Source organism: Streptomyces odontomachi, assembly GCF_024435355.1.
Taxonomy (GTDB): Bacteria; Actinomycetota; Actinomycetes; order Streptomycetales; family Streptomycetaceae; genus Streptomyces; species Streptomyces odontomachi.
Window position 1 is genome coordinate 483,702 of sequence record NZ_JAMJWG010000002.1, and the last position, 19,205, is coordinate 502,906.

A 19,205-nucleotide genomic window follows, 5' to 3' on the forward strand; every position below is an offset into this window, starting at 1 on the left:
GGCAGGAGATGCCGGCCACCGCGGCCTGGAGAGCCGCAGCAACCCCGGCCGCGCCGCCACGAGATGACGTTCCGAGATCTTGTCACCGCCCACCTGGGAAGTTACGGTCTAGACCGTAAGTAGACCACTGGCTGGAGCGCTTCCGGCCGCAGCGTCAGGAGCCGCGCTTGAGAATCGCCTCGGTCCGTACCCGCGTCGTCAGCGCGCCGTATGTGCGTCCCTTCGTCATCAGCAGCGGCAGCAGTCCCGAACTCGTCAGCCTCGTCGTCGAGGTGGAGAGCGCCGACGGGCACAGGGGCTACGGCGAGGCCTCACCGATGACCGCGTTCACCGGCGACACCATGGCGGGCCTACGAGCGGCGATCGCCGAGCACCTGGCCCCCGCGCTCGACGGCCGTGACCCGCTCGACCTGGCCGGCGCGCACGTGGCGATGGACACCGCGATCCGCGGACAGCACCTGGCCAAGGCCGCCCTGGACATGGCCCTGCACGACCTGGCGGGCCGCACCGCCGGCTGGCCGGTGCACCTGCTCCTGGGCGGGCGGATACGGGAGAGCGTGCCGACCGCCTGGGTGGTCGGCCTGGGCACGCTGGAGGAAATGGCCGCGGAGGCCGTCGAGTTCGCCGGCAAGGGCTTCGTGCACATCAAGCTGAAGGGCGGCGTGGACCCCGCCCTGGACGTGGAGTTGGTGCGTCTCGTACGGGCGGCGCTGCCGGCGGGCGTGGAGCTCTCCCTGGACGCGAACGAGGGCTACGACTCCACCAGTGCCGCCCGCACCCTGCGCGCGATGGCCGACGCGGGTCTCGACCTGATCGAACAGCCGTTGCCGCACTGGGACGTGGCCGGCCTCGCGGCGCTGCGCGGCCGGGTGGGCGTGCGGGTGATGGCGGACGAGAGCATGCAGTCGCTGCACGGTGCGCTGGAGCTCATCCGGCGGGGCGCGGTGGACGTCCTGAACATCAAGATCCTCAAGGTGGGCGGCCTGTACCGGGCCCGCCAGATCGCCGCCCTCGCGGAGGCCGCGGGCCTGGCGGTGAAGATCGGCACGATGCCGGAGCTGGGCGTGGCGACACTGGCGGCGGTGCACCTGGCGGCCGCGCTCCCGCATGCGACGGTCCCGGCGGATCTGGTCGGCCCGCTGATGGTGCAGGGGGAGCCACTGGCGCCGGCGGCCTTCACGTCCGCCACCGGAGGGTGGGTGAAGGTGCCGACGGGTGCCGGTCTGGGGCACGAGCTGGGGTAGGGCGCACCCGGTGGACCGGCTGACCCGACGGATCGAACCGGTCCCCGCGGCATGATCCGCCGGAACGCCTGTCCCCCGGATGCACACACGAATGTGTGCCGTCGCTCAGATCAGCACGCGGTAGACGGTGCGCGGGCGCCCGACGGGCTCACCCCGCTCGCTGCCGACGGGTACGGCCACGCCCGCCCGCTCCAGGCGTTTCAGGACGCGGCGAGCCGTGCGCTGCTGGACGGCCAGGTGGTCGGCGACGGCCTGTGCCGTGAGCCCTTCGCCGGGGTGGGCCTCGACCAGCTCGCGCAGCCGGCTCAGCGTCTGCGTGTGCAGCCCCACCCGGCGGGCCAGCAGCGCCAGGCTCTCCGGTCCGGACAGCTCCGACGCTTCCTGGCCGGCACCGCCCGCGCCCGCGTCGATGACGATGTCGACGTCGTCCTGCATCGACACCACACCGGCCACCGCGCCGACCGACCGTGCCCGGTTCACCGCCCGCCGGGCCAACGACTCCGCCTCTGCGGCGGTGCGCCCGAGACCGAAGCCCACGTGCGCGTTCGGATGCCGGGCCGCCAGCGCGTCCAGCAGCGGCAGCCGGGTGAACCGCTCGCTGGCCTTCTCCAGCACCCCCCGGGTGGTGACCACCAGCCGACGCCCGTCCGGGAGGTGCGCGAGACTGCCGCCCAGCAGGGCCAGGTCGGCGGCCAGTTCGGCGTCCTGCGCGGGGACGTCGAGGATGCCCAGGGCCACCTGGGCATCCCCGCTGTGCGCGGCGGACGCGGCGAGCACCAGCGCCTGTAGCGTGTCGCGGATGGAGTGCCGGGAAGGGGCCAGGCGCACCGCGTGCATCGTGCTGTCCAGCACGTGGAAGGCCGAACCCAGGCAGGTGATGGCCACTCGGGTGTGCTTGCGGTCCCGGGCCGCGAGGTGGAAGTCCACCAGGTCCTGGCAGGTCAGGCCCGGTCGGTAGGGCAGCACGTGCACATGCTCCGTGGGCAGCTTGGCCTCGGTGAGCGTCTCCGTCACCTCCCTGCGCTCCAGCGTGTCGATGGAGATCCGGGAGACGTCGTGGCCGAGACGCAGCAGCTCCACCAGGGCGCGTAGCAGCGTGGCGCCGCTGTAGGGGACGTACATCGCCGGCCGGTCCAGCAACCCCTCGGCCGCCGCCAGGGCGTGCGGCACCACGCCGGTGAACAGCAGCGCGTCGGCGCCGGATCGCGCCTCGCGCACCACGTCGAGGGCGTCGTCCTCGTGCCGGTACGGCAGGGCCGTCAGCCGGGTGGTCGCGGAGCCGCTGCCGACGGCCAGCACCTTCTGCACCACGTCTTCAGGACCGATCACCCCGACCGTGAGCACGGATCACCCCTTGATGCCGGACATGACGACGCCCTCCTGGACGTATCGCTGTCCGACCAGGTAGGCGAGGAAGATCGGCACGAGCGCGACGACGGAACCGGCCAGCACCTCGTTGAGCGGCACGTTCTGCTGGTTCAGCGAGGCGATGCCGGTGGTGAGGGTGCGCATGTCCGTGCTCTGTCCGATGACGAGCGGCCAGAGGAAGTCGTTCCAGTGCCACAGGAAGATGAAGACCCCGAGGGTGGCGAGGATGGGCTTGGTGAGCGGCAGCACGATGGATACGTATACCCGCCACTCCGAGCAACCGTCGAGACGGGCCGCCTCGAAGAGCTCGTCCGGCAGTGCCTGGATGAACTGCCGCATCAGAAACACCGCCTGGGCGTTGGCGAGGGTCGGGATGATCAGTCCCCAGTAGGTGTCCACGCCGCCGGTCTCCGCGATCAGGATGAAGGTGGGGACCAGAGTGACGTGGTAGGGCACCATCACCATCGAGATGAAGGACCAGAAGACGGGCTCCTTGCCGGGGAAGCGCTTCTTGGCGAAGGCGTAGCCGGCCATCGAGGCGAGCAGCAGCACCATGACCACGGAGACGAGGGCGTACACGGCCGTGTTCGCGGCCCAGCGCAGCACGTCCTGCGCCCCCAGGATGCCGGCGTACGCCCCACCGTCGAGGTGCCAGGGCGTGAGGCTCTCCGGGAAGCGGATCGCCTCGGCCGGCTTGAGGGACAGGACGATCAGCGCATAGAAGGGGAAGATCGCGACCAGGGAGGCGACGGCGAGCACCAGGCCCCGCACGGCCTTGCGGAGCCGCCGGCCGCGAACCGCACGGCGGCCGGCGTCGGCGGCGGATGGGCGGGGGGCCGTCCGGGCGGGGCCGGGACGGGATGTGGTGGTCAGGGTCATTTCTCCCTCCCCAGGAGCAGCCGCTGGATGAGCGCCACCACGAGCGTCATGACGAACAGGGCGACGCCGATGGCACCGGCGTAGCCGAGGTCGAAGTACTTGAAGCCCTGTTCGTAGAGATCGAACACGAGGGTGTAGCTGGCGTGCGCCGGGCCGCCGCCGGTCATGACGTAGACGGCGTCGAAGGCCTGGAAGGACATGGTCGTCTCGATGACGGCGAGGAAGAACAGCGCGGGACGCAGCTGCGGGAAGACGACGTACCGGAAGCGCTGCCAGGGCCCGGCGCCGTCGACGGTGGCGGCCTCCTCCAGTTCACGCGGCACGTTCTGGAGTGCGGCGAGCAGGATGAGCATGCCGTAGCCGAAGCGGGACCACACCCCGACGAGCGCCAGCGCCGGAATGACCATGGTGGTGTCCTCCAGCCACGGGGTGTGCCCGAGACCCACCCAGCCGAGGACGGTGGACCACGGGCCGCCGGCGGAGAAGACCCAGCGGAAGATCGCTCCGGCCAGCACCAGGCTGGTGATCACCGGCAGGAAGAACACCGAGCGGAAGAACCGCACGCCGCGGAAGGCACGCCGGGTGAGCAGCGCCATGCCGAGGGCGGCGACGACGGTGGTCGGAACCGCGAACAGCGCGTAGAGCAGGGTGACTTTCAGGGCCGACCAGAACACCGGGTCGTCGACGAGGCGGCGGAAGTTGTCCAGGCCCTTCCATTCCGCCGTGCCGCCGATGGTGTAGTCGAAGAAGCCGAGCGCGGCGCCGGCCACCGCGGGGCCGAAGCGGAAGACCAGGAAGAGCACGAAGCACGGCAGGACGAAGAGCATGCCCGCCGCGGCCTCCCGGCGGACCAGCGGTGAGCGGCGCCGCGCCGGCGGCGCGGGGCCGTGCTTGCGGACGGTCAGGTGGGTGGCCACGCGGTTCCTCCTTGGCTCGCGTTGCTGCGGGGCGCGATCGGCCACCGCGTGCCGGGGGTTCGCCGGGGCCCGGTCCGCGGTCCGTCCGTCAGGGCGACAAAGGGACCGCGGACCGGGCCGTCGGTCGGCCGGGATCAGCCCGTGATCCCCTTGGCGGCCCGCTCCGCATCGGCGAGCGCCTGCCGGGGGGACTTCTTGCCGATGAGCGCTGCCTGGATCTCCGGGGCCAGTACGCCCATCACATCGCGCGACTTCTCGTACAGCGGACCCACGTCGACCTGGTCGAGCGTCTTCTCCATGGCGCTGGACACCGGGTCACCGGCGTAGAGGTCGTTTCCGGTGAGCGGCGAGAAGAAGCCGGATTCCCTGTCGTAGCCGTCCATCAGCTTCTTCGACGTGACGAAGTTGATCCAGTCGGCCGCCGCGCCCTTGTTCTTGGTCCTCTTGAACATCGCCAGCGAGCCGACGGTGCCGTAGCCCACCTGCTTGACGTCCTTGAGCGGGCCGACGACGTGGATGTTGCCCTTCCCCCAGAACTTCTGCACCTCGGTGGGGAGGTGCTGCCAGGTGCAGGCGACGACCTTGTTCTGGGCCACCCGGGTCTGCTCGATGTTGGGGCTGGTCTTGGTGAGCGGCGCCTTCTCGACATAGCCGCCGTCGACGAGCCGCTTCAGGAAGTCGAGTGCCTTCACGCCCTGCGGGCTGTTGAACGCGACGGACGTGCCGTCCTTGTTGAAGACGTCACCGCCGGCCTGCCACAGCAGCGGGTAGTAGGTGACGTTCAGGGTGGCGTTGGCGGTGTCGCCGTTGTACGTGGTGATGTCGTAGCCCTTGGCCTTGAACTTCGGGGCCATGGCGAGCAGTTCGTCCCAGCTGGTGGGGTAGGTCTTCTGCCCCACCGCGTCGAAGACCTTCTTGTTGCAGATCAGCGGCTCGGTACTCATCAGAAGCGGGGCGCCCAGGAGCTTGCCGTCGACGGTGGTCGCCCGGAGGGCGGAGGGCCGGTAGGCCTTTTTCGCCGCGGGCCCGAGGTGCTCGTCGTACGGCTCGATGTTCGGGGCGTACTTGGGGAGCTGGTCCGGGATCAGATAGGCGACGTCGGGGCCCTTGCCGCCCGCCAGGGCGGTGGTGAGGGCCTCGTCACGGTTGGCCCAGGGGAAGATCTCCACCTTGACGTCGATCTCGGGGTGCTTCTTCTCGAACTCCTTGACCGCCTCGTCCCAGTACGCGCGGTGCTGCTTCTCGTCCGCGATCACCGGATACGTCCACATGGTCACCGTGGAGGCGTCGTCGCCCGAGCCGCCGCAGCCGCCGGCCAGCAGCGCGCCGGCAACTGCGACTGCGGCTATCGCCATCCTGCGTCTCATCTCTGCCACCTCGTCCTCTCGTGCCACGGCCATGCAGACGGTGCCGTAGAGCCAACCATTTCGGCCTGGACCTTAAATGTGCAGGAGTCTGCTGCTCGTCAGCGGCGACTGTCAATCCCCGGGGCTGCACCCTGGCGCACCTTCAAGTTCCCTTCGAGTTCCGGTCAGTTCCGGAACTCCGCAGGGCGGTCCCGCCTCGCCGTCAACGAGAGGGGCGGCGGAGTTGGAATACTGGCCCGATGCCCCGTCCCCGACACCAGCCGCCCGCCGGGTCACCGCTGCCTGCACGGCTACCGGAGGGACCGCCGAAGGCCGAGGCGCTGGCCGAGGTGCTCCAGGGGCTCGCCGATCGGCTGGGCCCCGGCGCCCTGATGCCCTCAGAACGGGTCATCGCCGAGCACTACACCGTGGCGCGAACGACCGTGCGGCAGGCCGTCGAGCGACTGCTCGCCGACGGCGTGCTGTTCCGCCGGCACGGCCACGGCACCTTCGTCGCCGAGTCCCGCCTCGGGCACATGGACCTGCTCACCTCGTTCAGCCGGGACATGCGCGCCCGCGGCATACGGCCGGGCGGCACCGTGCTGTCCGCGGCCCCGGAGCGGGCCACCCCCGCCCTCGCCGCCCGGCTACAGGTCGGTCCGGGCTCGCCGGTGCTCCGGCTGGAGCGACTGCGTACGGCGAACGGGCAGCCGATGGCGCTGGAACGGACACACCTGTCCCTGGAGCGGTTTCCCGAACTGGCCCGCCTGGACTGGACGGACCGGTCCCTGTACGAGGAGCTGGAGCAGCGCTGGGGGGTACGGGTGGGCACCGCGCAGAACCGGATCACCGCCGTACTGCCGGGCCCCGGTGATGCCGCCCTGCTCGGCATCGACGCCACCGAGCCGTGTCTGTGCGTGGAGCGGGTCAGCTACGACGAGGGCGGGCTCGTGATGGAGGCCGGGCGGTCGTGGTACCGCGGTGATCGGTACGAGGCGATGGTCCAGGTGCAGCGCCCGGGGAGGCCTCTCCCCACGGGTACGCATACTGGTACGCACCAGTATTGACCACGGGGTGCGGCCCTCTCTAGGCTCGGCCCGACGCACCGCGCTTGCGAGGGGAACCCACCGTGCCGGTCCAACGTGACCCGGGGCAGCCGCAGTCGGCGCCCACGGCCGGGCTCGTCCTGCACACCGCGACCTGCGACATCACGCCGGATCCTGGCCACCCGCTCGGCGGGTACGCGGCGCGTGGCGACGCCGGTGCGCTCGGGCGCCACGATCCGTTGCAGGCCACCCTGATCTGCCTGAGTGCCGGGCCGTGCAGCGCCGCCTGGCTCACGCTCGACTCCATCGCCGTCGACGTGTCGCTGGCCGAGGACCTGCGAGCCGTCGTCGGCAAGGCCCTCGCCATCCCTCCGGAACACGTCGTCGTCTGCGCTTCCCACACCCACTCGGGACCTGCGGGCTGGGTCGGAGCGCTGCACCCGGCGGATACCGAGGAGCGCGAGGACGACCTGGTGGCGGAGCTGGTGGCGGCGGTGGGCGCGCTGGCCGAAGACGCCGCCACGACCGCACAACCGGTCGAGGCGCACTGGTGCCTGGCCGCGACTCCCGGCGTGGCCGCCAACCGGCAGGGCCCGCAGGGCCCGCACGACGACCGCACGGGAGTGCTGGTGCTGCGTGCGCCCGGCGGCACGGTGCAGGCACTGCTGTACGACCACGCCGGCCACCCCACGGTGCTCGGCCCGGAGAACCTGCTGTGGTCGGCCGACTGGCCGGGCGCCGCCCGCGCCGTCCTCGGCGGCGCGCTGGCCGCGGTCGCCGCCTTCGCGGGCGCGCCGAGCACCCCTCCCCCGGCCATCGGCTTCCTCCAGGGTCCGGCGGGCGACGCCAGCCCCCGACTGCTGCGCCGCGGGCGGGACTTCGCGGAGGTCGCGCGGTTCGGTGCGGTGCTGGCCGGACCGGTGCTGCGTGCCGTGCACGAGGAGGCACGGGCGCTGGTACCCGGGGCGCTGCCGCGCGTGCTGCGCACCACCGTGGAGCTGCCGGTGCGCCCCAGCCCCACCGCCGCCGAGGCAGCGCGTGAGCTCGCGGCCGCCGAGGCCGCATGGCGCCCCCTCGCCGGAACGCCCCAGACGCCACAGGCACGGATCGCCGCCACCCGTCTCGACGGGGCCCGCCGCCAGGTGCGGCTGGTCGAGGCGGCGCTGCCGGGCACGTTGCGGTTGCCGATCAGCGTGGTCACGCTCGGTGGCCTCGCCTGGGTCCATCTGCCGGTGGAGCTGACGGGCGCCCTGGCCGAGCGGATCGTCGCCGCCGGCGCGCCCGACACCGTCCGCGTGGTCGGCTACAGCGACGGCTACTTCGGCTACGTGACCGATGACGCGGCCCACCGCGCCGGCACCTACGAGGCGTTGAGCAGCCTGTTCACCGCCGACGCCGCGCAGACCCTGGTGGCCCGCGCGGTCGCACTGCTGGCGCAGGCCACCGCCGGACCGGCCGGCGGACCCGGAAGCGCGTCGGAGACGTAGCGGAGCCCGGCAGGGCCGACCCCACCGTGCGCGGCCTGCCGCCGATAGGATGACCGGCGGCAACGTCATCTTCGCAGGCTGGGACGGAAGAGGGACCTCGGATGGTCACGGTGGGTGTCGTCGGCCCGCACGACCTGGCGGCGTCGACCTGCGAGCTCGTGGCTGCCGTGCCCGGCGTCTCCGCCGTCGCCCTGCCGTACCGCTCGGAAACCGAGACCGCCGACGTGGTGCGAGGAGCACCCGGTGATGTGGACGTCTGGCTGTTCACCGGCGTGATGCCCTACGAGGCGGCTTCCGCGGCCGGCCTGCTCGACCGGCCGGCGGGCTTCGTCAACTACACCGGGGCGCCCCTGCTCAACGCGATGATCCAGCTGCTACGCGACGGCTATGACCCGTCGTCGTTCAGCGTCGACATCCTTGAGTCCGGCCAGGTGGAGGAGACCTTGACGGAGGCCGGTATCGCCACCTCCGGCGCGCGCGTCCTCCCCTATCGCCGTGGATTGACCGCCTCCGACATCATCGCGTTCCACCGGGAGTGCGCGGCGGACGGAGCCGGCGCCGCCATCACGTGTCTGCGCTCCGCCTACAGCGTGCTGAAGACGGAGACCACGGCGATCCGTCTGGCGCCGTCGATCCACTCGGTCCGGTACGCCATGCAGCAACTCCTCGTCGCCTTCGGCGAGGCACGGTCGGACGACGCGCAGGTGGCGGTCGGCATGTGCGAGGTCGACCCGGCGGCCGAGGCGGACCTCCGGCGGGAGGCCAGCGGCCTCGGCGGCACCGTGGTGGCGCAGCCCGACGGCCGGTTCCTCATCTTCACCACGCGGGGGCCGCTGGAGGCATCGACCGCAGGCTTCACGGAGCTGCCCCTGGTCACGAAGCTCGGGGCGACCCACGGCGGCATCCGGGTCGGGTTCGGAATCGGCGCGACCACGGCCGAGGCCGAGACTCTCGCCCGCCGCGCCCTGAGCCGCGCCGGCCGCCTCGGCGACGTCGCAGCCGCCGTCTCCATGCGCAACGACATCGACCTCACGCTGTCGGGCAACCCGCTGCGGACACCCCGGCGCCCCTCGCTGTCGTTGCTCAGCGAGCGCGCCGGCCTGTCGAAGTCCACCTTGGTGCGCTTGCAGAAGATGCTCGCCGAGCAGGACGACACCACGGTCACCACCCGCTCGGTCGCCGCCGCGCTGGGCGTTCAGCAGCGGACGGCCCGGCGGGTGCTCAACCGCCTGGAGCGGGCCGGCGCCGCCCAGTCGACCGGGCGTCAGGGCCTCGAGGGCAGCGGTCGGCCACTCGTCACCTACCAGCTCCACCTTTGAGCTTGCGCTTGGCGTCCTGGTCAGCGATCGCGTGCGTGTCGACGCCCTCCAGTACCGCGGTCAGGAAGCGCCGCACCGTCTCCAACTCGCCCGTCCCGAACCCTTCAGCGGCGGCCACCACCCCGCCGATCACCGGCCCGAAGAACGTCCACCCGAGTTCCGTGGCCTTCTCCTCCACCTCCAGAAGGACGCGTCGCCGGTCAGCCGTGTCCCTGCTGCGCCGGACCAGTCCGAGCCGCTCCAGCCGGTCCACCAGGGCGGTGGTCCCGGCGGAGTTCAGGCGCAGCTGCTCGCTGAGCCACCCGGGCGTGGCACGCGTATCGGACCGTGCCGCGTCCAACAAGTGGATCAGCGCGCGCACATCGGTGGGATGCAGCCCGTGGCGCGCGCCGAATTCCGCGCCGAGCAGGTCGAACTCCACGGTGACGGCACGCAGCAGATGAACCAGCCGCATCACCGCGCCCTGGTCGTCCATGCGCCCTCCCTCGTCCCCGTCGCCCCTGCGCGCTCCCTGCGGATCCCGACATAATATCTCGCTGAACGAGATTACCGCTCAGCGAGAGGAATGCCGGTGCTCCTGCCCTCCGCCTTCGACCTTGCCTACGACGAGCTCCGCGCCCGTTGGCCCGACTCCACCGAGGAGCGTGACGTCGCCACACCGTACGGGCGCACCCGGGTCCATGTGTACGGTCCGGCGCACGGCAGCCCGCTGGTGCTGCTGCCCGGCGGTTCCGCCACGGGCCTGGTCTGGTTCGCCAACGCACCGGTTTTGGGCAGGCGCTACCGGGTTCATGCGGTTGACCTGATGGGCGACGCCGGCCGCACCGAACGCCGGGGCACCCCGTTGAAGCGCGCCGACGACCTCATGTCCTGGCTGGATGCCCTCCTGGACGGGTTGGGGCTCGCCCGCACACACCTGTGCGGCCATTCGTACGGCGCCTGGCTGGCCGTCGGATACGCGCTCCACGCACCGCGGCGGGTCGACCGCCTCGCCCTCATCGACCCCACGCAGGTCTTCGCCGGGTTCCGCCCCGGCTACCTGCTGCGCGCTGCCCACCCTGGTCCGCCCCGGCGAGGCCCGCGCCCGTGCCTTCCTGGCCTGGGAGACGGCGGACATCCACCCGGACGAGGCCTGGCAACGCCTCTACGCGCTGGCCGGCACCGTTCCCGGCCGCAAGATCATTGCCGGTGGCCGTCCCCGGACCGCGGACCTTGAGATGCCGGTGCTGGTGCTGCTCGCGGAGCACAGCCGCGCCCACCACACCGTCAGGGTCGCCGACCGGGCCCGCCGGACCCTCCCGCAGGGCGAGGTGGCCGTGCTGCCCGGAGCCACCCACCACTCCCTGCCGCTGACCGCGCCGGAGCAGCTGAACGGCAGGTTGATGGATTTCCTGGGATGACGGGCCCGGTGTCACGGCTGTCGCACGGAGGTGGTCCGGCGCGCGTGACGGCCGCCCTCGGGCTCGCCGGTTCAACCTGACGCCGATGCCGAGAGGTACCGCTGTCGTTCCGTTGGAGTGAGGTCCCGGCCCACTGCCCGACGGATGCCGTCGAGTACGGCGGTCGGGTCGGGAAGGACGATGTGCCAGGTCAGGACGGAGTGGTCGACGCGTTGTTCGGCGGTCAGCGTGCGGCAGTCCGGGCTGAACGCCAGGGCTGCCACCGCATCTCCGGCGGTCAGGGTGCGTCGCTCACTCCCGGTGGAGGTGTCCCACAGCACGATGTCACCGTTGCTCGCCGCAGTGGCGAGAGTGCGGCTGTCGGGGCTGAACGTCATGGTGGTCGCCGTGGTACTGAGCTCTTCCTTCAACTGACCACCGTCGGCGTCCCACAGCCGTACGGTGTTCTTGTTGCTGGTGGCAAGCGTGCGGCCGTCCGGACTGAAGGCGACGAGGGAAGCTGATCCGGGTACAGGTTCGTCCTGCATGGTGAGCTCCCTTTCGATGCTTCCCGTGTGGGTGTTCCACACCCGCGTGGTCCCGCCCTTGGCTATCGCAAGGAGACGGCCGTCGGGGCTGATGGCAATCGATGAGGCAAGCTGGGCCGAACTGGCAAGGTTGGCCTCGCGGGCTCCGGTCCGCATGTTCCAGACGGTGGTTCTGCCGTCGAGGTTGACCTGGGCGAACGTGTGGCCACCGGGACTGAATGCCGTGGCCAGCGCCCCGTCTGTGGGCAGTGACCGTTTCGATTTCCTCGACGTGGTGTCGTACAGGACCTTGTGCGTGCGTGGCCAGCCTTGTTCCAGGAGGGTGTGGCTGTCGGGCGCGAAGGCGAGGAGCGCTCGGTACGGGCCGGTGGACAGGATCCTTCTTCGGTTGGTGACCAGGTCCCACAGCTGTACCGTGCTGGTGACCGAACGCGGCGTGATGGCGTCGTGCGCGATGGCGAGCAGGCGGCCGTCAGGGCTGAGCGCAGTGCTGTCGACCCGCCCACCGGACAGCGGGAACGACTTGCGTGCGGATGGTGCGAGGTCCCAGATGCGCACGGTCGCATCCTGGTGGGAGACCGTCGCGAGAGTGTGGCCGTCCGGGCTGAAGGCCATGGAGGTCACGGCGCCCAGGTGGCCGATGAGACCGGCCTGCATGGTGGAGGTGACGGTATTCCACACCCGGACGGTGTGGCCACTGTCCGCAGCCGCCAGACTCCGACCGTCGCGGCTCAGGGACACGTCCGTCACGTCAGCACCCTGAGAGGTCAGGGTGGTACGTCGGTGTCCGGCGGCCACGTCCCACACTTCCACGCTGCCGCTCGGGGTTGCCACGGCCAAGGTCCGGCCGTCGGCACTGATTGCGGAGGGCTGGTCTGCGTCGAAGCCCGCCACCGTGAACGTGTGAGTGGGGCGTCGTCCCTCGTCGAGACTCCAGGTGCGGACGGTACCGGCGCGGTCGATGGCGACCAGACGGTGACCGTCGGGACTCACCGGAGGATGCCCCTGAAACGTAGAGTACTCGGAAAGAGTCGACAGGTGGCGCCCCGTGACCATGTCCCACGTTCCCCCGTCGTAGTCCACGACGAGCGTGCGGTTTCGGGCAGCCGATACCAAAGCCGCCACGGGGAACTCGGCAACGAACGTGGTACGCACCGCACCGGTCTTCGTGTTGCCCACCGAGGCTTGGCGTCTGTCATCGCTCGGACCTCCGTCAACAGTGAGGATCCTCTTGCCGTTCCGGCTGAAGAAGGCAGAACGCACTGCCGCCAGGCCGGGAAATTCGACGCGTCTACGGCCGGTGGCAACCTCCAGCAGCTGTAAGCGGGAAGCGCTGGAATATCCGTAGGCGGCGACCGTGCGCCCGTCCGGACTGAAGACGACGGAGTCGGCGATGTGGCGGCCGTGCAGTCTGATGGTCCGTTGGAGCGGGCTGGCGCCGATGGCGTAGACGGCAGCGGTGGCTTCCTTGGTGGGCGAGGTTTCGTAGGCCTGTACAGCCAGCAAGGCCGCCAGGTCGAAGTTCTTGGTGCGCAGGGCGCTGGACTGCGCGGCGAGATGGCCGGCGAGGATCGTGCGCCGCTGGGCAAGGAGGTCCTGGCGCTGGCTGAACGTGAGTCCGGCCGCAGCCAGGGTCATGACCAGGAGTACCGACAGCGCGGTGACAAGGGAGCGCAGCCGGCGCGTGGTGCGGGCGGCTGCCTGCTGCTCACGGTCGCGTTGGGCCGTGCTCCTGACGAGGAATTCACGTTCGAGCACGGTGAGGTGATGATGCTCATCAGGGCCGAAGGCCTCCTCGGCCGAGTCGAGTCGGCTCCCCCGGTACAGGGCCTCATCCTCACGGCCCAGTTCCTCCCACGCCGCGGCCGCCTCCGTCAGCCGCCGATGGACGCGCAGGCGCTCACGGTCCTCCTCGATCCACGCGTACAACCGGGGCCAGGCCGTGATCAGTGCCGTGTGCGCAAGCTCGACGACCCCGTCGTTCAGGGTGACCAACCGGGCTCTTACGAGACGTTCCAGAAGGTCGCGCTCGGGACCAGGGGTGTCTGCGTGGAGTTCGGTGCGATCTGCGGGGCGCCCGGTGTCGGGGACACCGTCGCCCGGGATGATCAGGCGAAGCAGGAGGCGACGGGCGATCGCCGTCTGGTCCGCGGAGAACTGGGCAAAGAGGTCTTCGGCGGTCTGGGCGATCGAGCCGTTCAGACCGCCGGCGGCCTCGTAGCCGGCCGTAGTCAGTGTCTTGCCCCGGCGGCGGCGCCAGGTCTCCAGCAACACGTGGGACAGCAGCGGCAGCCCGCCGGGGGCGTCGGCGACCTCCTCGACGAGGCGGGAGGTCAGCGCCCGCTCCACCGTCAGCCCGTCGGCCGTGGCCGGCCTGACGATCGCCTCGCGCAGCTCCGCCGTGCTCATCGGCCCGACCAGCAGATGCGCATCGCGCAGCGCCTCGGCCAGCTCCCGATGTCCGGCACAGTGGCCGTAGAAGTCGGCACGGACGGTGAGGAGCACCCGTGATCGGCTACCGGGCCCGCGGGCGGTCAGCAGCAGGTCGATGAAGCGGGCGCGTTCGGCCGGGTCGTGGCAGAGGGTGAAGGTCTCTTCGAACTGGTCGACGATCAGCAGCGTGTCCAGCGCACCGCCCGAGGGGGTGCCGGTGCGCGCGAGGAGATCGGCATGCGTGTGGGCCGGGCGACTCCCCGGGGTCAGGATCCGGATCGCGGCCAGCCGCAGGCCCGGCTCCTGAGGGTGTTGCAGGGCAGGGACGAGACCGGCGCGCAGGAGGGACGACTTCCCGCTCCCGGAGGGTCCGAACACGGCTGCGAACCTGCGGCGGCCCAAGAGGTCGAGGAGATCCGCGGTGAGCCGCTCCCGACCGAAGAACCGACCGCTGTCACCGGTCTCGAACCGCGCCAACCCCCGATAGGGCGCATCGACACCGTCCTCGTCCGCGGCGGGCCGGGTGGCACTGTCTTCGACCGCCGCACGCCACCGTGCCTCCCACGCTTCCCGGTCGCCCCCGCACGCCCGTACGTAGGCCAGGACGACGGGCAGCGTCGGCAACTGCTCACCCGCGGCCGCCTGCGAGAGCGTGGTGACCGAGTAGCCCGCCTGCTGCGCCATCCCCCGGTAGGTGATGCCACCCGCCTCCGCCCGCAGCTTGCGCAACTCGAAGGCAAAACGCTGCACCGGACCCGCGCTCGGATCCACCGGCACCTCACGACGCCCCACCGCACCCCCCGGCACCCCTGAAGCCGTCACACCAGGCCAGTGAAGCCGTTACACCAGGCCAGCTGCCAGCCTTACGCACTCGCACCCCTTCAAGAACAGCACTCCCGGCCATTGTTTGGTCGCCGAAACACCCCTGCCAAACAATGTGCAAGCGGCTGAACTCAGTGATGCGAGCACCTCGGGACCAGAAGACGTCCCCGTCCTGAACCCTGATCGCTGCGGGGGACGGGGCGCCCCGCGGTCGAGCCACTCCCGACAAGCCAACCGCCGAGGGGGAAGGGGAAGAGGTGCCGCGTGTTGGGGAACACGCGGCACCTCTCAACCCGAAAGCACCCCGCAGCGCTGAAAGTCAGCCATATCCCGACACGACTCTCCCGGCGGGCAGCTGCCGCGGGCCATGCTGCGACGCGACGCCGATCAGGCGTCAGGGGATGCCGGGGCCCGGCCCCGGCACAGTCGATCGAGAGGCCATCAGATGAAGCGCAAGGTCGCCGTCGCAGCCGCCGTGTCGGCATGCGTCCTGCTCGCCCTGGCCCCCTCCAACGCCCAGGCCGCCGGGCCCGACCGTGACACCGGGGCCGGTGTCCGGACCGCCACGCTCGGAACCGGCTACGGCATCAACGTCGGTACGGTTCCGCTGACCACCGATCTCGCCGGCGGGACGTACCTCCTGAAGGACCCCACCCGCGGCAACAACAGGACGATCGACGCCACCACCAGACAGGTGCTCACGGACAGCGACAACATCTGGGGCGACGACGCCCCCTCCCATCGCCAGTCGGCCGGGGTGGACGCGCAGTTCTCCGCCGTCGCGTTCTGGGACTACTTCAAGGAGGAGTTCGGCAGGCAGGGCATCAGAGACGACGGGGTGGGGGTGACGAGCGTCGTGCACTACGGCACCCTGTCCAACAACGCCTTCTGGGACGACACCTGCTTCTGCATCTCCTACGGCGACGGGGACGGACTCGATCACCCCATCTCCCTGGACATAGCCGGTCACGAGCTGACCCACGGACTCACGTCGTTCACCGCAGGGCTCGGGTTCAGCGGCGAGCCCGGCGACCTCAACGAGTCGACGTCCGACGTCTTCGGAACGATGGTGGAGTGGTACGAGAACCTTCCGGCCGACGTGCCCGACTACACCCTCGGCGAGATGTTCGACCCCACCGGCGACCTGCGGTGGATGGACCGGCCCTCACGCGACGGCGTCTCCCCTGACTGCTGGTCCTCCGCGGTCGGCGGCATGGACGTCCACTACGGGTCCGGGGTGGGCGACCACTTCTTCTACCTGCTCGCCGAGGGCAGCGGCGCCAAGTCGATCAACGGCGTCGACTACGACAGCCCGACCTGCAACGGCGCCACCCTGACCGGCATCGGACGGGACAGCGCTGCGGCCATCTGGTACCGCGCGCTCACCGACTACCTCACCTCCACCGGCAACTACCGGGCGATGCGGGCCGCGACGCTCGCCGCTGCGGCCGACCTGTACGGCTCCGGCAGCCCGGAGTACAGCGCGGTCTCCGCAGCCTGGTCGGCGGTCAACGTGACCTGACCCGGAGCGCGCACCAGGGCGCGGGCCGTGGGCGGCGCACCATCCGGCGCCCACGGTCGTCCGGCCCCGTCAACCGGTTGGTCGGCGCGCATGCAGGCGAACGTCAAGGGAGTCGAGCCCGAAGTTGATGAGGGAACGGTTGGGCACGGGGGGCCGCAGCACCTCGACCCATGCGGCCGCCTCGGTCAGCGCGTCGAAGAGGCACGCCAGCTCCACCCGGGCCAGTGGCGCACCGATGCAGTAGTGCGGGCCCCAGCCGAACGCCACATGCCGGTTCGGGGTGCGGTCGAGTCGTAGCCGGTCGGGGGCCTCGAACTCCTCCTCGTCCCGGTTGGCGGCCGGTGTCCAGACCACCAGCCGGTCCCCCGCCCGGATGCGCCGTCCGGCGAGTTCGGTGTCCACCCGTGCCGTGCGCAGCACATGCAGGCCCACCGAGGTCCAGCGCAGCAACTCCTCGACACCGAGCTCCGCGTCGTACCCGTCCGCGCGCATGGCCCGCCAGGCGTCCGGGTGCCGGGTCAGCGCGAGCATCGCCATGGTCGAGGTGTGCCGTACCGTCTGCACCCCTCCGACGAGGATGTTGTCGCAGTTGAGCAGGGCCTCGTCCAGGGGCAGTCGATGGCCGTCCACTTCGTGGGTGACCAGGGTGCTGATGATGTCGTCCCGTGGGTCGGTCTGGCGACGCATGCCGAGTGCGAACAGGTAGGGCAGCAACTGTTGGTGTGCCTCGGCGCGCTCTTCGGGGGTGTCGCCGAGGAACGCCCGGTCGCACATGCGCACCACGTGGTCCCGGTCCTCGTCCGGCACACCCAGCAGATCGCACATGACGTTCAGCGGAACCGCGGTGCTGATCTCCCTGACGAAGTCGGTCTCCGGCGCGTGCAGCGCACCCTGCACCACCCGGCGGGTCAGGGCGGCCACCCGCCCCTTGAGCTCCGCCGCCTTGCGCTTGGAGAAGAACGGCATCACCAGGCCCCGCAGGTCCCGGTGGCGCGGCGGGTCGGTGAGCGCCATCATCTTCCCCGCCCCGGCCGGTGCACGGTCCCTGCCGGTGCCCAGCAGCGACCCGCGCTCCGAGCTGAACCGGGCCGCGTCGCCCAGCACCTCGCCGGCCAGCGCATGGGACAGCACGCACCACAACGGCCCCTCCGTCTCCGACTCCAGTCGCCACAGCGGCGCTTGACGGCGTAGCTCACGGAGTACGAGATGGCTGTCCGCACGGGCCCAGAACGCGGGCTCGGTCAGGTCGGGAAGGGTGGTCGCACTGGTTGCCGTGTTCATGCTGCTCCTCAGCTGCGCTGGCGTCGGTTGCGGTTCCTCGGCTCCGCCGTCGGTCCGTGGCTCACTGGTGGAGGGCCGGCAGCAGCAGGTCCTGCACGATGCCCGCCACCCGGCGCACGGCACTCTCGCCGGACTGGAGCACCAGGTGCCCGGCCGGCAGTACGTCGACCCCGCGGCCGGCGGTGGAGCAGCGGTCCCACTCCGCCATCTCCGCCGCTGTCACCGCCTCGTCGTCGGCGCCGAGGATGGACTGGAGGGGGCAGTCCAGCGGTCCGGTGCCCGGATCGCGGTACGTGCTGACCAGACCCATGTCGGCGCGGAGCACCTGGTGCACCCGCTCCCGTAGCGCCGGATGGGTGACCACCGCGCCGGCGCGTTCGTCGTTGCGGAGCATGAAGTCCGCCAGTTCGCGCACATCGGCGTCGATGCGGGTGCCGGGCAGTTCCCGCCAGGTGTGCGGGGGTGCGAAGCCGATGACGACACAGGCGGTCGGAGCCAGCCGGGCGCTCAGCCTCCTGGCCACCTCGTAGCCGACCAGGCCGCCGATGCTCTGGCCGAGCACGGCGTAAGGCCGGTCGAGGTGCGGCAGCGCGGCGTCGCTGACCGCGCGGACCAGGTCGCCGAAGCTCTCCGGGTAGGGATCGCGGGCGCGTCCGCCCCGCGCGGGCATCCGCACCCCCCACAGCTCGATCTCCTCGGGCAACAGCCGACCGAGCGCGGTGAAGGCGGTGGCGTCGCCACCGGCGTGCGGGAAACAGAGCAGTCGAACGGCGGCGTACGGGCGGGGAACCGGTAACCAGAACCAGTCACCCTCGATCCGGGGGACGGTGCGGGAAGCGTGCACGCGGGCGCCTCGCTTTCACATGGGGGGTGCGCTGCGGGTTCTTCAGCTGGGGGTGCTCAGTCGACGGGGGCGGCGGTGAGCCACGAGGTGTCCGCTGTGATCCACTCCTTGCGGCGCAGCCCGACCGCCTCCAGATAGGTGTCGATCGTGTCGTCGTCGAGGAACTGCACGATCTGAAGGTGTGTCCAACGGCTCTCTCCCCAGCGGTACTCCATCAACGCCCGCACCAGATCGGGGGTGAGCTGCTCCAGCTTCACCAGGGTGGCGGTGATGTCGTCCCACACCCGGGGTTCGCCGACACCGGTGAACCACTCGGGCAGCGCCCTTTCGACCAGCACGCTGCCACCGGGGCGTACGTGCCGCCTGGCGGTGGCCATCATCTCGTAGCGCACCTCGGCGTCGGTGAGGTTGACCAGGCAGGAGCCCAGCACGACGGCGTCGAAGGTCCGTCCGAGGCGCAGTTCCGGGATCTCGGCGTGGACGGTCTCGGCCCCCTCGATCCTGGCCAGCATCTCGGCGCTGTGGTCGACCGCGACCACCTGGTGGCCCAGCGCGACCAGCGGGTGGGTGAGGCGTCCGGTGCCCGCGCCGAGTTCCAGTACCGAGGCTGCGCGTGGCAGTGCGCCGTCCACCACCTGGGGCGTCCGGCCGGCACGCAGGATCGAGTACAGCTCGACCGGGTCGCCCTCGGGGCTGAACGCACCGGGACCGGTGCCCTTCTGACGCGACATGGCTGTCTCCTTCGGATGTCGGGCGATCGGTTGGCGGAG

General features: G+C 71.0%; 16 protein-coding genes. 7 read left to right on the forward strand and 9 right to left on the reverse strand.

Annotation, left to right across the window (positions count from 1 at the left end):
• The first annotated feature begins 167 nt into the window (after positions 1–167).
• The gene (locus tag NQO67_RS06715; protein WP_255947954.1) at positions 168–1,244 is read left to right on the forward strand and encodes a mandelate racemase/muconate lactonizing enzyme family protein; all 1,077 of its coding nucleotides are present in this window, start codon (positions 168–170) and stop codon (positions 1,242–1,244) included.
• 105 nt (positions 1,245–1,349) lie between these two features.
• Here the strand turns inward: NQO67_RS06715 and NQO67_RS06720 are convergent, their stop codons facing one another.
• From NQO67_RS06720 to NQO67_RS06735, 4 genes are all read right to left on the reverse strand, one after another.
• Entirely contained in the window at positions 1,350–2,588 is a 1,239-nt protein-coding gene (locus NQO67_RS06720) for an HTH domain-containing protein (RefSeq protein ID WP_255947955.1), read from the reverse strand.
• Positions 2,589–2,591: 3 nt separating this feature from the next.
• Positions 2,592–3,491 carry a carbohydrate ABC transporter permease gene (locus NQO67_RS06725; RefSeq protein ID WP_255947956.1) on the reverse strand — a complete coding sequence of 300 codons (900 nt, stop codon included), beginning with the start codon at positions 3,489–3,491 and terminating at the stop codon, positions 2,592–2,594.
• Positions 3,488–4,408, reverse strand: a complete 921-nt coding sequence (locus tag NQO67_RS06730; RefSeq protein WP_255947957.1) for a carbohydrate ABC transporter permease — start codon at positions 4,406–4,408, stop codon at positions 3,488–3,490. The genes NQO67_RS06725 and NQO67_RS06730 overlap by 4 nt, the downstream gene beginning before the upstream one ends.
• 134 nt (positions 4,409–4,542) lie before the next feature.
• Positions 4,543–5,775, reverse strand: a complete 1,233-nt coding sequence (locus tag NQO67_RS06735) for an ABC transporter substrate-binding protein (protein ID WP_255947958.1) — start codon at positions 5,773–5,775, stop codon at positions 4,543–4,545.
• 239 nt (positions 5,776–6,014) lie between these two features.
• Between NQO67_RS06735 and NQO67_RS06740 the strand changes: the two genes are divergently transcribed.
• From NQO67_RS06740 to NQO67_RS06750, 3 genes are all read left to right on the forward strand, one after another.
• Positions 6,015–6,821 (forward strand): GntR family transcriptional regulator, encoded by an 807-nt coding sequence (locus NQO67_RS06740; protein ID WP_255947959.1) that lies wholly within the window; start codon positions 6,015–6,017, stop codon positions 6,819–6,821.
• Between the two features lie 62 nt (positions 6,822–6,883).
• A complete protein-coding gene (locus NQO67_RS06745; protein ID WP_255947960.1) occupies positions 6,884–8,287 on the forward strand; it encodes a hypothetical protein in 1,404 nt (467 codons plus the stop codon).
• A 101-nt stretch (positions 8,288–8,388) separates the two neighbouring features.
• A complete protein-coding gene (locus tag NQO67_RS06750; protein ID WP_255947961.1) occupies positions 8,389–9,606 on the forward strand; it encodes a hypothetical protein in 1,218 nt (405 codons plus the stop codon).
• On the opposite strand, the gene NQO67_RS06755 is transcribed toward NQO67_RS06750, so the two are convergent.
• Positions 9,584–10,081 (reverse strand): MarR family winged helix-turn-helix transcriptional regulator, encoded by a 498-nt coding sequence (locus NQO67_RS06755; RefSeq protein WP_255947962.1) that lies wholly within the window; start codon positions 10,079–10,081, stop codon positions 9,584–9,586. The genes NQO67_RS06750 and NQO67_RS06755 overlap by 23 nt on opposite strands.
• Positions 10,082–10,177: 96 nt before the next feature.
• Between NQO67_RS06755 and NQO67_RS06760 the strand changes: the two genes are divergently transcribed.
• Complete coding sequence (locus tag NQO67_RS06760) at positions 10,178–10,822, forward strand: alpha/beta fold hydrolase (protein WP_255947964.1); 645 nt, start codon at positions 10,178–10,180, stop codon at positions 10,820–10,822.
• Between the two features lies 1 nt (position 10,823).
• Entirely contained in the window at positions 10,824–11,006 is a 183-nt protein-coding gene (locus NQO67_RS06765) for an alpha/beta fold hydrolase (protein ID WP_255947966.1), read from the forward strand.
• A gap of 71 nt (positions 11,007–11,077) precedes the next feature.
• Here NQO67_RS06765 and NQO67_RS06770 read toward each other — a convergent pair whose 3' ends face one another.
• Positions 11,078–14,716 carry an nSTAND1 domain-containing NTPase gene (locus tag NQO67_RS06770; RefSeq protein WP_255947967.1) on the reverse strand — a complete coding sequence of 1,213 codons (3,639 nt, stop codon included), beginning with the start codon at positions 14,714–14,716 and terminating at the stop codon, positions 11,078–11,080.
• A gap of 517 nt (positions 14,717–15,233) precedes the next feature.
• On the opposite strand from NQO67_RS06770, the gene NQO67_RS06775 reads away from it, so the two are divergent.
• On the forward strand, positions 15,234–16,310 hold the full coding sequence (locus NQO67_RS06775) for a M4 family metallopeptidase (protein ID WP_308295622.1): 1,077 nt from the start codon (positions 15,234–15,236) through the stop codon (positions 16,308–16,310).
• A 69-nt stretch (positions 16,311–16,379) separates the two neighbouring features.
• On the opposite strand, the gene NQO67_RS06780 is transcribed toward NQO67_RS06775, so the two are convergent.
• From NQO67_RS06780 to NQO67_RS06790, 3 genes are all read right to left on the reverse strand, one after another.
• On the reverse strand, positions 16,380–17,591 hold the full coding sequence (locus NQO67_RS06780) for a cytochrome P450 (protein WP_255947977.1): 1,212 nt from the start codon (positions 17,589–17,591) through the stop codon (positions 16,380–16,382).
• Between the two features lie 61 nt (positions 17,592–17,652).
• On the reverse strand, positions 17,653–18,435 hold the full coding sequence (locus tag NQO67_RS06785) for a thioesterase II family protein (protein ID WP_255947979.1): 783 nt from the start codon (positions 18,433–18,435) through the stop codon (positions 17,653–17,655).
• A gap of 56 nt (positions 18,436–18,491) precedes the next feature.
• Complete coding sequence (locus tag NQO67_RS06790; RefSeq protein ID WP_255947981.1) at positions 18,492–19,166, reverse strand: class I SAM-dependent methyltransferase; 675 nt, start codon at positions 19,164–19,166, stop codon at positions 18,492–18,494.
• Positions 19,167–19,205: the final 39 nt, after the last annotated feature.

Bases quoted from the DNA above. Each gene is read 5' to 3' on its own strand.
- NQO67_RS06735 (WP_255947958.1), bottom strand. From the start codon at position 5,775: ATGAGACGCAGGATGGCGATAGCCGCAGTCGCAGTTGCCGGCGCGCTG.
- NQO67_RS06780 (WP_255947977.1), bottom strand. From the start codon at position 17,591: ATGAACACGGCAACCAGTGCGACCACCCTTCCCGACCTGACCGAGCCC.
- NQO67_RS06790 (WP_255947981.1), bottom strand. From the start codon at position 19,166: ATGTCGCGTCAGAAGGGCACCGGTCCCGGTGCGTTCAGCCCCGAGGGC.
- NQO67_RS06755 (WP_255947962.1), bottom strand. From the start codon at position 10,081: ATGGACGACCAGGGCGCGGTGATGCGGCTGGTTCATCTGCTGCGTGCC.
- NQO67_RS06740 (WP_255947959.1), top strand. From the start codon at position 6,015: ATGCCCCGTCCCCGACACCAGCCGCCCGCCGGGTCACCGCTGCCTGCA.
- NQO67_RS06775 (WP_308295622.1), top strand. From the start codon at position 15,234: ATGAAGCGCAAGGTCGCCGTCGCAGCCGCCGTGTCGGCATGCGTCCTG.
- NQO67_RS06750 (WP_255947961.1), top strand. From the start codon at position 8,389: ATGGTCACGGTGGGTGTCGTCGGCCCGCACGACCTGGCGGCGTCGACC.
- NQO67_RS06765 (WP_255947966.1), top strand. From the start codon at position 10,824: ATGCCGGTGCTGGTGCTGCTCGCGGAGCACAGCCGCGCCCACCACACC.
- NQO67_RS06725 (WP_255947956.1), bottom strand. From the start codon at position 3,491: ATGACCCTGACCACCACATCCCGTCCCGGCCCCGCCCGGACGGCCCCC.